Annotated in this window: 9 protein-coding genes; 3 read left to right on the plus strand and 6 right to left on the minus strand. The window is 64.0% G+C overall.

Annotation, left to right across the window (positions count from 1 at the left end; translation table 11 throughout):
* Positions 1–213 precede the first annotated feature (213 nt).
* Together CKW22_RS06960 and glnK are read right to left on the minus strand one after the other, a co-directional pair.
* Entirely contained in the window at positions 214–1,545 is a 1,332-nt protein-coding gene (locus tag CKW22_RS06960) for an ammonium transporter (RefSeq protein WP_033702228.1), read from the minus strand.
* 47 nt (positions 1,546–1,592) lie between these two features.
* The gene (glnK, locus tag CKW22_RS06965; RefSeq protein ID WP_002555808.1) at positions 1,593–1,931 is read right to left on the minus strand and encodes a P-II family nitrogen regulator; all 339 of its coding nucleotides are present in this window, start codon (positions 1,929–1,931) and stop codon (positions 1,593–1,595) included.
* A 384-nt stretch (positions 1,932–2,315) separates the two neighbouring features.
* On the opposite strand from glnK, the gene CKW22_RS06970 reads away from it, so the two are divergent.
* Entirely contained in the window at positions 2,316–2,576 is a 261-nt protein-coding gene (locus tag CKW22_RS06970; protein ID WP_095063925.1) for an accessory factor UbiK family protein, read from the plus strand.
* Between the two features lie 3 nt (positions 2,577–2,579).
* Here the strand turns inward: CKW22_RS06970 and CKW22_RS06975 are convergent, their stop codons facing one another.
* Entirely contained in the window at positions 2,580–4,607 is a 2,028-nt protein-coding gene (locus tag CKW22_RS06975) for a DUF4034 domain-containing protein (RefSeq protein WP_095063926.1), read from the minus strand.
* Positions 4,608–4,862: 255 nt separating this feature from the next.
* On the opposite strand from CKW22_RS06975, the gene CKW22_RS06980 reads away from it, so the two are divergent.
* Entirely contained in the window at positions 4,863–6,350 is a 1,488-nt protein-coding gene (locus CKW22_RS06980; protein ID WP_033702233.1) for a YifB family Mg chelatase-like AAA ATPase, read from the plus strand.
* 55 nt (positions 6,351–6,405) lie between these two features.
* On the opposite strand, the gene CKW22_RS06985 is transcribed toward CKW22_RS06980, so the two are convergent.
* Positions 6,406–6,792, minus strand: coding sequence for a response regulator transcription factor (locus CKW22_RS06985; RefSeq protein WP_077068701.1), 387 nt, complete (start codon positions 6,790–6,792; stop codon positions 6,406–6,408).
* A complete protein-coding gene (locus tag CKW22_RS06990; protein ID WP_033702234.1) occupies positions 6,789–7,781 on the minus strand; it encodes a response regulator in 993 nt (330 codons plus the stop codon). The genes CKW22_RS06985 and CKW22_RS06990 overlap by 4 nt, the downstream gene beginning before the upstream one ends.
* A gap of 245 nt (positions 7,782–8,026) precedes the next feature.
* On the opposite strand from CKW22_RS06990, the gene CKW22_RS06995 reads away from it, so the two are divergent.
* Positions 8,027–13,129 carry an ATP-binding sensor histidine kinase gene (locus CKW22_RS06995; RefSeq protein WP_095063927.1) on the plus strand — a complete coding sequence of 1,701 codons (5,103 nt, stop codon included), beginning with the start codon at positions 8,027–8,029 and terminating at the stop codon, positions 13,127–13,129.
* Positions 13,130–13,209: 80 nt separating this feature from the next.
* Here CKW22_RS06995 and ycaC read toward each other — a convergent pair whose 3' ends face one another.
* Positions 13,210–13,836 carry an isochorismate family cysteine hydrolase YcaC gene (gene ycaC / locus CKW22_RS07000; protein ID WP_033702238.1) on the minus strand — a complete coding sequence of 209 codons (627 nt, stop codon included), beginning with the start codon at positions 13,834–13,836 and terminating at the stop codon, positions 13,210–13,212.
* Positions 13,837–13,868: the final 32 nt, after the last annotated feature.

Consider the following 13,868-nt stretch of genomic DNA (forward strand, 5'->3'; position numbering starts at 1 on the left):
GGCTGGGGGCGCCTGCGGACTGCATGTCCAACACCCTTCGGCGCGCATTCTAGCGCGCCCGTAGAAAAAGCAAAGCGCCATAAACGCCCATCATCTTGTAAGTTTTCCGCCTGCGTCGCGAACGTGGCGGATAAACCGTTTGCTGTGCGGGAAAAGGCAAAAATCAGGCGAAAAAATGCCCGGCGAACCGGGCAAGATTTTCCAGCGTCGCAGTTACAGGTTGTAGCCGCGTTCGTTGTGCTGAGCCAGGTCGAGGCCGACCGACTCTTCTTCTTCGTTGACCCGCAGCCCCATCACCACGTCCAGTACCTTGAGAATCACGTAGGTAACGATGGCGGTGTAGACCACGGTGAAAATCACGCCCTTGGCCTGGATCCAGACCTGCATGCCGATATCGGTCACAGCGCCGAAACCGCCCAGGGCTGGTGCTGCGAACACACCGGTCAGGATGGCGCCGACGATACCGCCGATGCCGTGCACGCCGAAGGCGTCCAGCGAGTCGTCATAGCCCAGCTTGCGCTTGAGGGTGGTGGCGCAGAAGTAGCAGATCACGCCAGACGCCAAGCCAATCACCAGGGCGCCCATCGGGCCCACGGTACCGGCAGCCGGGGTGATGGCGACCAGACCGGCGACCACACCCGAGGCGATGCCCAGGGCACTCGGTTTGCCGTGGCCGATCCACTCGGCGAACATCCAGCCCAGCGCCGCAGCAGCGGTGGCGATCTGGGTCACCAGCATGGCCATGCCGGCAGTGCCGTTGGCAGCGGCGGCGGAACCGGCGTTGAAGCCGAACCAACCGATCCACAGCATTGCCGCGCCCATCAGGGTGTAGCCCAGGTTGTGCGGGGCCATCGGCGTGGTCGGGTAGCCCTTGCGCTTGCCCAGTACCAGGCAGCACACCAGGCCCGCGATACCGGCGTTGATGTGCACCACGGTGCCGCCAGCGAAGTCCAGCACGCCCCAGTCCCACATCAGCGCGCCATCACCGCTCCAGACCATGTGCGCGATCGGCGCATACACCAGGGTGAACCAGATGCCCATGAACACCAGCATCGCGGAGAACTTCATGCGCTCGGCGAAGGCACCGACGATCAGCGCCGGGGTAATGATGGCGAAGGTCATCTGGAAGGTGATGAACACAGCCTCAGGGAACAGCGCGGTGGCCGAAGTGAGGCTGTCGGGGGTGACACCGCTGAGAAACGCCTTGGAGAAGCCACCGACGAAGGAATTGAAGTTGAGCACGCCCTTTTCCATACCCGTGGTATCGAAGGCCATGCTGTAGCCGTAGACGACCCAGAGAATGCTCATCAGACCGGTGATCGCGAAGCACTGCATCATCACCGAGAGCACGTTCTTGGAACGCACCATACCGCCATAGAACAGGGCCAGGCCCGGGATGGTCATGAACAGCACCAGCGCCGTAGCGGTCAACATCCAGGCAGTGTCGCCGGAGTTCAGCGCTGGGGCAGCTTCCTCTGCCAGGGCAAGCCCGGGCATTACGAGGGACAATAGGGCTCCTAGCCCTGCGATCTTACGCAGAGTCATGTTGTTTTCTCCTGGGGCGTTGGGTTTGGTGAGGCTTTTTTTGTTACTTAGATCGCGTCGGTATCGGTTTCGCCGGTACGGATGCGGATCGCCTGCTCCAGATTCACCACGAAGATCTTGCCGTCACCGATCTTGCCGGTGTTGGCAGCCTTGGTGATGGCTTCGATCACCCGATCAAGGTCCTTGTCGTCGATGGCGACGTCGATCTTCACCTTGGGCAGGAAGTCGACCACGTATTCAGCACCGCGATACAACTCGGTGTGGCCCTTCTGCCGACCGAAGCCTTTGACTTCAGTGACGGTGATGCCCTGCACGCCGATTTCCGACAGCGACTCGCGCACGTCGTCCAGCTTGAACGGCTTGATGATGGCTGTGACTAGCTTCATGAAACTCTCTCCCGATTTGGTGGACTTGCCCCAGGAAAACAAACCCGTCTCAAGTCTAAGCGCAGCGGTTGGCTTTGTAACGCGTCGTCGGCATCCGGCTCCGCGTGCGCACTGCCTGGTCACAAGGAACTGCATCAGTGCATGGCTCGTACAGGTCTTTGCAGAAACCTTGCCAGTTCCACTAAACCACCAGAAAACAGTGAGTTGCTTGAAGGCGTCGGCGTTGGCCAGTCGCCAGCATCAAAAAGATGCACGATTTCGGTGCGCTACCCGTCGGCGTCTTGCTCGAAAAATGTGCAAGGCTCACCCGCTCCTGCCCTCAAAACAGTGTTTTGCTGCGTGCTACACTGCGGGTCATTTTTCAGATTCAGTGGACAGCCGAACATGCTCGCGCCCAAAGCCCTCCTCGACGCCCTGAGCGACCAGGCCTCGCGCCTTTTCAGCAGCGATTCCGCCCAGCCTCGCGCCGAACTCGAAAGCCAGTTCAAGGTGCTGATGCAGGGCGCCTTCAGCAAGCTGGACCTGGTCAGCCGCGAAGAATTCGACAGCCAGATGGTCGTCCTCGCCCGCACCCGCGCTCGCCTGGAAGCCCTGGAGAAACAGGTCGCCGAGCTGGAAGCACGGATGGCGCCACCTCAGGCATAAGGTTCAGGCCGATGCCTGCAATCGCCCTTCGCCCGGGTTGCCCGATTTAGGCGGCAACTCGCTGGCATGCAGCGTCCCCCGAAACAAAGCGGCACCGCACAAGGTGAACAGTGTTTTCACCCGGTTGTGCGAGTTGAGTATCTCGGCCTGGATATGCTCGATGTCGTTGTCCGCCGGCTGCAACGCCACTGCGCGGTTGATCCACTCGATGGCCGCGAAGCGGCTTTGCTTGCGTGTGCCATGCCCCTGCATCCAGGCCAGCCCCAGCTCTGCGCTGGCACGGGCGGCAATCCAATCGTCCGGGTGCTCGACCAGGCCAAGCAAGTAGTCGACGGCCTCGGCCTGCTCCTGCGGCTCGCCAAACTGCCGCAGCAGAATACCCAGTTGCAGCCGCGCACCGGCAGCGGTCTGCGCACTGCCCAACGCATCGTTCAATAGCCGCCTCACTGCCAGCATGGCACTTCGGTCGCTCAAGGCTTCGGCACTTTGCATACGCCGGCATGCCAAGGTGTATTTGGCCACCTTGCAGCCAGCCTGCACCGCGCGCAGCAGCCAGTATTCGGCCGCATCCGCGTCCAGGTAGTGCCCAGGGGTGTTGGCCAGTGCACCGCGATGCAGGTGATGAAGGCTCAGCGCAGCGTCTGGCAGGCTCAGATCGGCACAGCGTTCATAAAGGAAATAGGCGGCCTCTTGCTGATTGGCAGACCAGAGCAGACGTGGCACTTCGAGCACATCGAAATCCGGCCGCTGGCGGCCAAGTTGCCGCTTCACCGCACGCTGCGACCAAATACGTGCCTGCTCAGGCGAACATGCAAACCCCCAGCGCCCAAACGCATGCCCCACCGCCCGCAGCGCACAGGCAGCCGGGTGCGAACCGCTCTCGCACAGCCGCTCGATCGCGCTACGAAATGCCTGCTGGTCATCGTCCATGCCGTGGAACAGCATGAGGCAGACAAAACTACGAAAGGGCTGGCCGATACTCGGGACAAAGCCCAGGTCAGGGTAAAGGTTCACACAGACGGCAAAATCGCGCAGCGCGCCCGTGTAGTCCTGCAGGGCACAACCACGCAAGGCACCACGCCATGCCAGCAAGGTGGCGCGCTCCCTAGGCCTGAGCGCACGCAGCGACCACCCCTTGAACACCTGCTGCCAGGCAGCGATCGACTGCACCTGGCCGGCATGCGGCAGTTCGAGCTGGTCCTCGATAGCCAGCCAGCGCAGCGCATTGCGCTGCTCCTCTCGCCATCCTTCACACAGCATGCCACCAGCCAATCCGTCGATTGCCGCGTAACTGCCGCCCCAACGGGGCAGCAGGTAGATGGCATGCGCCTGAATCGCTTCAAAACAGCCGGGGAAAGCACCCAGCGCATGCTGCAGCCAATAGTGCTGCGCGGCTTCTCGCCCATGCACGGCACGTTTGCCCAGGCACGCCGGCAAGGTCTGTGGCACTTGGGCCAGGGGTAGCAGGCCGTATTTCACCAGCAGCGGCGCCGCAGCCTCCTGCACCTCCACATCCGCGTGAGCGCTCGGGCTGAAGCGTGCCGGCTGGCCGTCGAACAGTTCGCGCAACCAACCTGGCTCGGCAAACTGAGCGCTGAGCCGCAGCATGCCGATGGCCGCCGCCACCGGCTGCGCCGAGCGCCCCATGGCACGCAACAGGTGCGCGGCGCCGAGCTCGCAAACCTGCTCGGCCGCCAACTGCTGCTCGGCACTGAGGGGCTCGGCATTGGCACTGTCGTGGATATCGCAGGCGCGACTGAAACAATGCAAGCCCATCACCACCTGAGGGTGGTAGGCCTTGGGGCAGGCGTCGATCCAGGCCTTTAGAACCTGCGTCAGGGCCTTGTCGCCCTGGCAGTCCCAATCGACCAGCATGTGCCCTTCAACGGCCTCCAGGTAGGCAGGAAACTCGCCGGGTGGCGACTGTCGCCAGCGCGCTTCGAGGATGTCGAAGTAGCGGTTGAGTTCAACGAATGCACTGGCCTGCACCAGTTCTCGGATTGCCTGGCGAGTGCGAGTGAGCGTTTGCACGGAGCAATACCTCAAGTCCATTTGTGGGAAGCGGCGCTGCCATCCCATGGCAAGCGCAGTAGCCTTTCAACACTAAGCCATACCCTGGATCTGCGCAAAGTTATTGGATCCATTTTTGTCAGATTGTATGAAAAACCAGGAGAAAACCCTGACCTGAAAAACCAGGACGCACACTTCTTGCGCTGATTGCCACTTTGCCCGCTAACCTTGCCCAAGCCGCAGGAAGCGGCCCTTTTCAGCGACAACGGAGCGTCCATGTCACTTGCCCTCGTCCACAGCCGCGCCCAGGTAGGCGTGCAGGCACCGGCGGTCAGCGTCGAAACCCACCTGGCCAACGGGCTCCCCCACCTCACCCTGGTCGGCCTGCCCGAAACCACGGTCAAGGAAAGCAAAGACCGGGTGCGCAGTGCCATCGTCAACTCAGGCCTGGACTACCCGGCAAGGCGCATCACCCAGAACCTGGCGCCCGCCGACCTGCCCAAGGATGGCGGGCGCTATGACCTGGCCATTGCCCTGGGCATTCTGGCCGCCAGTGGCCAGGTCCCGGTGGCCCCCCTCTGCGACATCGAGTGCCTGGGCGAGCTCGCGCTGTCCGGGCAACTGCGCCCTGTGCAGGGCGTGTTGCCGGCGGCGCTGGCGGCAAGGGATGCGGGTCGGGCATTGGTGGTACCACGCGAAAACGCCGAAGAAGCCAGCCTTGCAGGTGGGCTGGTGGTGTATGCCATCGGGCACCTGCTGGAACTGGTCGCCCACCTGAACGGCCAGGTACCGTTAGCGCCCTATGCCGCCAATGGCCTGGTATTGAACAGCCGGCCCTACCCCGACCTCAGCGAGGTACAGGGCCAGGTGGCGGCCAAGCGTGCATTGCTGCTGGCCGCAGCCGGGGCGCACAACCTGTTGTTCACCGGCCCGCCCGGCACTGGCAAGACCTTGCTCGCCAGCCGCTTGCCAGGGCTGTTGCCGCCGCTGGACGAGCGCGAGGCGCTGGAGGTGGCGGCCATTCAGTCGGTCAGCGGCCATGCGCCGCTGAACAGCTGGCCACAGCGCCCTTTCCGCCACCCGCACCACTCGGCCTCAGGCCCTGCACTGGTGGGCGGCAGCAGCCGGCCACAGCCGGGCGAAATCACCCTGGCTCATCATGGTGTGCTGTTTCTCGATGAGTTGCCGGAATTCGAGCGGCGCGTGCTGGAGGTACTGCGCGAACCGCTCGAGTCCGGCGAGATCGTGATTGCCAGGGCGCGGGACAAAGTGCGCTTCCCGGCGCGTTTTCAGCTGGTGGCGGCGATGAACCCCTGCCCTTGCGGCTACCTCGGCGACCCGAGCGGCCGCTGCCGCTGCAGCACCGACCAGGTCCAGCGTTATCGCAACAAGCTGTCGGGGCCGCTGCTGGACCGCATTGACCTGCACCTGACCGTGGCGCGCGAAACCACCACGCTGAACAACCAACCCAGCGGCGACACCAGCGCTGCGGTCGCCGAGCGGGTGGCCGAGGCGCGCGACCTGCAGCAACGTCGGCAAGGGTGCGCCAATGCGTTTCTCGACCTCAACGGTTTGCGCAGCCATTGCCTGCTGGAGGCGGCCGACCAGGCTTGGCTGGAGACTGCCTGCGAGCGATTGAACTTGTCATTGCGCGCTGCCCATCGGCTGCTGAAAGTGGCGCGCACGCTGGCGGACCTGGAGGGCGTGGCGTCGATTGCCCGAGGGCATCTGGGCGAGGCGTTGCAGTATCGGCCTGGTAGCTGACACGGGCTTGGGTTTTGGGGGCCGCTTTGCGGCCCATTGCGACGCAAGGCCGCTCCTACAGGTCGGTCATTGCGGCCTGTACCGCCGCCAGCAACGCCTCTTCGGAAAACGGTTTGGCCAGGTAGGCGACCGCCCCCTGGCGCAGCGACGCTTCTAGCGTCGTATCATCCCAATGCGCCGACATGCAGATCACCGGCAAACGCCAGCCCAGGTGTGCCAGCTCACGCAGCACTTCCAGCCCAGTCAGCCCGGGCATCCTCAGATCGAGCAACGCGCACCCGGCGTCACGCGCCAGCGTCGAGGCCAGAAACTCTTCGCCCGACCCGAACAGCAGTGCCCCAAAGCCTGTCGCCCGCAGCAGGTTGGCCAGGCTTTTACGTACAGACGCATCGTCATCGACGATGCACACCCACACCCTGTCGTTTGCCCCCTGTGGCTTCATGCGGCGCCCTGGCCCTCGACACGCGCCTCTAGCACGTTGTGCATGGCCACCAGTTCGACCAGCGAGCGGGACTGCAACTTGTTCATGATGTTCTTCTTGTGCACCTTGGTCGTCACCTCGCTGGTGCCGATCTCCTTGGCAATCTGTTTGTGCGACAACCCGCTGACCACCAGCGCGAACACCTGGCGCTCGCGTTGCGTGAGCCGCCCGTACTTTTCCCGAACCTGCCGAGCATGCCGCCACGTGCGCCCGGCCGCCAGCGCGCGGGCACGCAGTGCCGTCAGCAATGCCAGCAACTGCGCTTCATCAAAAGGCTTGGTCAGAAACTCCACCGCACCTGCACGCATGGCCTGAACAGTCATGGGGATGGTGCCGTGGCCGGTCATGAACACGACCGGCCATGGCAGGTCGAGCCGACGTAATATCGCCTGCAGCTCCAGCCCACTGGCCTCAGGCAGGTTCATGTCCAGCAACAAGCAGGCACAGGGCACGTGCGAATCGGCTTCAAGCAGCGCCTCAGCCGAGGCGTACAGCCGATGCAAAATGCCGTGCGAGCGCAACAGCCGGCCCAGGGCATTGAGCACCGAAGGGTCGTCATCTACCACCAGCACGGGCACGGCCGAGCAGTCACCCGCTGCGTCAGCGGTATCGAGGTCGACAGGTCGCAACGCGCGCCCAATGTCCTTCGCCGGTAGGTCGAGCGCGACTTCAGCCGCCAGCCGATAGCCCCGGCGAGGCACGGTCTGGATCAGGCCGCGGTCGCCAAACGCCTTGCGCAACAAAGAGATCTGCACCTGCAGGTTGTTGTCCTCGACCACGGTGCCGGCCCAGACCTGGCTGAACAGCTCGTCCTTGCCGACCACCCGGCCTTTGGCGCGAATCAGCGTCGCCAGCACTTCGAAGGCGCGCCCGCCCAACGTAATCGGCTTGCCGTCGAGAAACGCTTCTCGTCGCTCCAGCGACACCTGGGCATTGCCAAATCGGATCATGGTCGTCTCGAATCTCACGGGTCCGGGCGGTTGCGCAGCCCCATGCAATCTAGGCCACCGTCCACATTCATACAATTATCCCGAGGGATAGGTCGGCCCTTGGACTATACAAGCACCCGCCGCAGCCGAGGGGGCGATAACGGTCAAGATGGTTCCCGTTCCTGCCAAGCCGTCTGGCCCGGGCATGCGCACGGTGCTCGCTGCGTATACTCGCGCCCTTGGATGTCGTTAGCAGGGGGTGCTTGATGCTCGATGAACGCCTCGCTTGCAGGCCCATCGATTATGACCCGTCGATCGACGAGGGCTGGTTGAACCGGTGCGACATCACGCGCCTGGGGCAGGAAGGTGATCTGACCTACTTCCGCCTGCGTGACCCCGGCACAGGTCAGTCGTGGCTCGCCGTACGCGCGCCCCTTGAGTCGCCTGCTGCCTGCCAGCACCTGGAGCGCGCTTATCGTCTGCGCCTCGACCCACAGTGGGCGGTGATCCCCTCGGCCTATCTGCGTTCGGCCGAAGGGCCGCTGCTGGTCTATCCGGCGGGCCGCTCGGTCGCCGACCTGATTGCCCAAGGCCCCGCAGCGCTCCCCAGCTTCCTCGACATCGCCGTCAACGCCGCCTCGGCACTGGCGCTGGCACACGAAAGCAATGTTCTGCACGGTGCCTTGCAGCCCGCGCACATCTGCGTGCAACACGCGCATCGGGTCAGGCTTGGCTGTTTCTGCGCCGATGTGCCGGCGTTGATCAGCGAACCAGGCACCCCCCTCGGCACCTGGAGCTACCTGGCACCGGAACAGATCTGCCCACACGGCTCCAGCTGCGATCAACGCAGCGATATCTATGCGCTCGGCGCCATCCTGTACCAGCTGTTGCTGGGCGAGCTGCCGCTGGCCGGGCGCGACAAACCGCACTGGCGCCAGCTGCATGCCGGCGTTCAACCGCGGGCGGCCATCGACGTCGACAACCGGGTACCGCAGCCGCTCAGCCGCATCCTCGCCAAGGCCCTGGCCAAAGAGCCCGATGCCCGCTACCAGACTGCCCGCGCGCTGGCGGTCGACCTTGGCCATTGTCAGCGGCAGTGGCGTGCGGGCCAGGCCATCGCAGATTTCCAACCCGGCAGCGCCGACCCCCTTTCCCCCAGCCACGACCGCCTCTATGGCCGCTCTGCCGAGCAGAAGGTCATCACCCTGCTGCTCAAGGCACTGCGCCGGGACAGCACATCCCAGGCCCTGTTCATCAAAGGCGCCACGGGCATGGGCAAGTCGAGCCTGGTTCAGGCGGCACTCAAGGGCAGCGCCGAGGGATACTGGGCCAGCGGCACGTGCAACAGCCTGGAGCGAGCGGTGCCCTACGGGCCCTGGATCGAAATCCTCGGGTCACTGACCACCCAACTGCTGGCCAAGAACAGTGATGACCTGGAGCTGCTACGCCGTGAAATTCTGCGGCGCATCAAAGGCCGTGGCCGGCTGCTCGGCAAGTTGGCCCCGGACCTCAAGCTGGTGATCGGCCCCACGGCCGAGCTCCCCGACAAACCCACGCGGCTGGCACTGCAAAAAGAACTGCGCGCCGTGGTCGAGTTCCTGCAGGTGTTCAGCCGCCCCGGGCGCCCATTGGCACTGTTTTTCGATGACATGCAATGGGCTGACGACGCCACGCTGCACCTGCTGGACGAACTGCTTGAGCAAGCGCCCGGCAACCTGCTGCTGATTTTTGCCCGGCGCAGCGACGCAGCACCCGACAGCAAGCCCTGTGTGCCCCCTGTGTCCATCCGCAGCACCACGCTCGACCTTCGCCCCCTTACTGTCGGCGCGGTGATGGAGATGATCGGCGAACGCTACCACGCCGCACCTGAGGCCGCGCTGCAACTCGCCGAGCTGGTGCACGCCAAGACCGCTGGCAACCCGTTCTTCATTCACCAGATCCTCGGGGCGATGGTCGAGGACCGCTTGTTCACCTTCGACACCCAGACCATGCGCTGGTCCTGGTCACTGTCGGCGGTGGCGCAACACCGCTATGCCGACAACGTCGCCGACCTGATGGTCCATCGCCTGGCGCGCCTGCCCTCGGCCCAGCGCGATGTGCTGCGCGTGGCCAGCGCGGCGGGTGGCCGATGCGATGAGCCACTGCTGCGCAGCATGCTGCCACTGCCCGCCACGCACCTGGCCGAACAGCTCAAAGCCTTGATTGCCGCAGGTTTCCTGCTGCCGGGGCAAAAGGGCCTGAGGTTTTCCCATGATCGCGTACTGCAAGCCGCCTACGCACTCACGCCCTCACGAGAGCGGCCGGCCTTGCATGCGCACATTGCCCACGCCATGCGCGAAGCCTGGCAGGCGACGCTGCACGAGGCCGTGTTCGAGATCGCCAACCAGGTACAACAGGCCAGCCCGCGAGCATTCGAGGCCTGCGACTGCGAGGTGTTTGTGCTGCTACTGCAAGAAGCTGCGCTGAGGGCGCGTGACAGCGCCGCCTACGAGCAGACGGCCGGCTACCTGCATGCCGCCGACGAACTGTTGCGCCTGAGCGCTGCACCTGGCACCCAGGCAACCCATGCGCTTGCCATCGCCTGCCTGGCGGCGGAGTGCGACATGCAATTGTCGCGGATGCCGCAGGCCGAAGCCCGCATCCGCGAATGCCACCTGCGTGCGCAATCGGCTTTGGACAAGGCGCGTGTCTGCAAGCTTGAGGCCCGCTTACATACCCTGCGCTCGGATTACCCGACGGCCATCGCCTGCGCCATCAGTGGCCTTGAGCTGCTGGGCGTCACGCTGGTACAGGGTTCCAACCCCGATCTGGTCGAGGCCGCCTATGGCCGCGTGCATGCCCTGATCGAAGACAAGGGTCAGCACTGCCTAGAGTCGCTGCCCAAAACCGACTCGGAAGAAGTGGCCGTGGCGATCGCGTTGCTGGCGACGCTGTCGTCATCGTTTTTCGTCAAGGACGATATCTGTTTTCTGCACCTTGCCAAGATCATGGAGCTGTCGTTGCTGCACGGCGTGGCCCCTGGCAGCACCTATGGTCTGGCCTGGTTCGGTGTGATGGCTGCCGAACGCTTTGGCGCCTACCACGATGGCCATGCCTACTGCCTGGCGGCGCTCAAGCTGATCGAACGGCACGCTTTCGAGGCGGACCTGACCAGCGCCCTGCTTGCCCTGGACCAGGTCAGCGCCTGGACCGCCCCCATGGAGTACGCCCGACGCACGGCACTGGAGGCGCTCGACTCGACGCGCCTGAGCGGCGACCTGGCGATGGCCTGCTATGCCCGCAATCACCTGGTTTCCGACTCGCTGTTCATGGGCCACCATTTGCAGGAAGTCGGCGGCGAAGTGGCGCAAGGTTTGCTCACCGTTCGCGGCTACGGCTACAGCGATGTCGAACATATCCTCCTGGCCCAGCAGGCATTCGTCGCCGCCATGATCGGCAGCGGCGGCAGGAGCGGCCTTGCCTCGCGGTCGGCGTGCGAAGCGCCTGCCGACGCCACCGTACACGCCATAAAATCCTGCACAACACTGTTCTTCAAGCACCTCTTCACTGGCATGTCGGCCTTCTACCTGGGCGACATCAAACAGGCTGTACGCCAACTTGCCAGCGCCGGCAGCCATGCCTGGGCCGCCCCCGCCCACATCAACCTGGCCGACTACCACCTGTTCTGCGGCCTGACCCTGGGCAGCCCAGAGGCCCCCGGCACCGCGATGGGCAAATTGGCCGCACTGCACGAACTGCGCGAACGCTTCGCGGCATGGTCGGGCTTCAACCCGGTCACCTTCCGCAGCAAGCTGCTGCTGATCGAGGGTGTGATTGCCAAGCTCAGCGGTGACGGCCTATCCGCCATCCGCTGCTTCGACCAGGCCCAGATCGCAGCTACGGCCGCCGGGTTCATCCATGAGCAGGCCCTCGCCCACGAGCAACTGGCCGAAGTGTGCATCCCCAGCGGGTTGATCTCCGGTGCCAACCTGCACCTGCGTATAGCCCGCGACTGCTTCCACATCTGGGGCGCCACGGGCAAGGTACGCCAGCTCGAAACCCTGCACCCCTTCCTGCGCACTCAGCCCGTGCAGGAGACCTACCGCTCTGCCAGCCAGGCCCGGCTGGACTTGGAAGTCGGCCTCGAGGCCGCGCGCGCATTGTCCGAAGAAGTGCTGCTGGAGGGCCTGATCGAAACCCTGATGGGGCACCTGACCCAGCACTCCGGTGCCGATCACGGCGCCTTGCTGATCGTCAGCGGCGCCGAGTTCCAGATGGCTGCGCTGGCCTACATCGACGACGCCGGTTTACAAGTGCGCATGGACAACTGCCAGAAGTTCATGACCCAGGCCCCGCTGTCGATCATCAACGCCACCCTGCGCACCAAGAAGCCACTGGTGCTCAACGATGCCCAGTGCGACTGCCCGGAAGCCTTCCGCCAGGAACTGCACGCGCGCAACGCCCGCTCGGTGCTGTGCCTTCCGCTGCTGCTGCAAGGCGTGCTTATCGGCCTGGTCTACCTGGAAAACCGCCTGGTGCCCAATTTGTTTGGCAAGCAGCGCCTGGCCATGCTCGAGATCCTCGCTTCGCAGGCTGCAGTGTCGCTGCAAACCGCCAAGTTCTATACCCGCCTGGCCGAAGACAATCAAAGCCGTGCGCAGATGGAAGCCGAGCTGCGTCGCTCACGGGCAGAGCTTGCGCGCAGTGCGCACCTGCAGGTGATGAACGAGTTGTCGGCCTCTATCGCCCACGAGATCAGCCAGCCGCTGCTGGGTATCGCCGCCAATGCCTCGGCCAGCCTTCGCTGGCTGAAACGCGACCAGCCCGACCTGCAGGAAGCCATCGATGGCCTGGAGGATATCCGCAGAGACAGCGAGCGCGCGGCCAACATCGTTCGCGCGCTGCGTTCGCTGGCCAAACAGTCGCCGATGCAGTGCAAGGCGGTGAAGCTTGATGCGCTGATCCTGGAAGTGGTGCGCCTGACGTCCTCGGAGGCCTTGAAATGCGGCGTGAACGTGCAAACCCGGTTGCAAGCGGCGACGAGCATGATGGCTGACCCGGTACAGTTGCAGCAGTTGATCTACAACTTGCTCACTAACGCTCTGGAAGCACTGGCGGGGTTTCGCAACGACGGCGTATTGCGGATCACCTGTGCCGTTGTCGAGGACGAGGTGGAGATCTGTGTCGACGACAATGGGCCGGGCATTGCGCCAGAGGAACTGGAACGCGTGTTTGGCGCCTTCTACACCACCAAGAGCGGTGGGCTGGGAATGGGGCTGGCGATATGCAGCTCGGTGATTCAGGCCCATGGCGGGCAGCTGCAGGCGCAGGCGTCAGAGCTGGGCGGGTGCAGGATTCGGGTAACTGTGCCGGTTCGGGCAGGCGATTGAAGCCTGTGTAGCCTGGTGCGGCCTTTTCGCGGGTAAGTCGGATCGCCGCACCGCCGCGAAGAGGCCCGAGCAGGCTTACATCAACGCGCGCTCAACACCGCATAACTGTTCATCAGGTTGCGGTAGTTGGGGATTCGCTGGGACAGCAGATTACCCAGCCCTTCGATATCGTTGCGCCAGTCGCGGTGCAGCTCACAGGCCACCGAGAACCAGTTCATCATCTGCGCGCCTGCCTGGGTCATACGCACCCACGCAGCCTGCTGTACGGTCTCGTTGAAGGTACCGGACGCGTCGGTGACCACGAACACTTCAAAGCCTTCGGCCAGCGCCGACAAGGTCGGGAATGCCACGCACACGTCAGTCACCACACCGGCGATGATCAGTTGCTTGCGGCCTGTCGCCTTGATCGCCTTGACGAAGTCTTCGTTGTCCCATGCGTTGATCTGGCCTGGGCGGGCAATGTACGGCGCGTCCGGGAACATCTCTTTCAGCTCGGGTACCAGTGGGCCGTTCGGGCCTTGCTCGAAGCTGGTGGTGAGGATGGTCGGCAGGCCGAAGAACTTGGCCAGGTCGCCCAGGGCCAGTACGTTGTTCTTGAACTCGTTGGGTGAGAAGTCCTGTACCAGCGAGATCAGGCCGGTCTGGTGATCGACCAGCAGCACCACGGCGTCGTCTTTGTTCAGGCGCTTGTAATCGGGTTGGCTCATGGGGTTTCTCCTTGGATGATTTGGGCTTGGAA

This window comes from Pseudomonas sp. Irchel s3f19 (assembly GCF_900187555.1).
In the GTDB taxonomy this organism is placed as follows: Bacteria; Pseudomonadota; Gammaproteobacteria; order Pseudomonadales; family Pseudomonadaceae; genus Aquipseudomonas; species Aquipseudomonas capeferrum.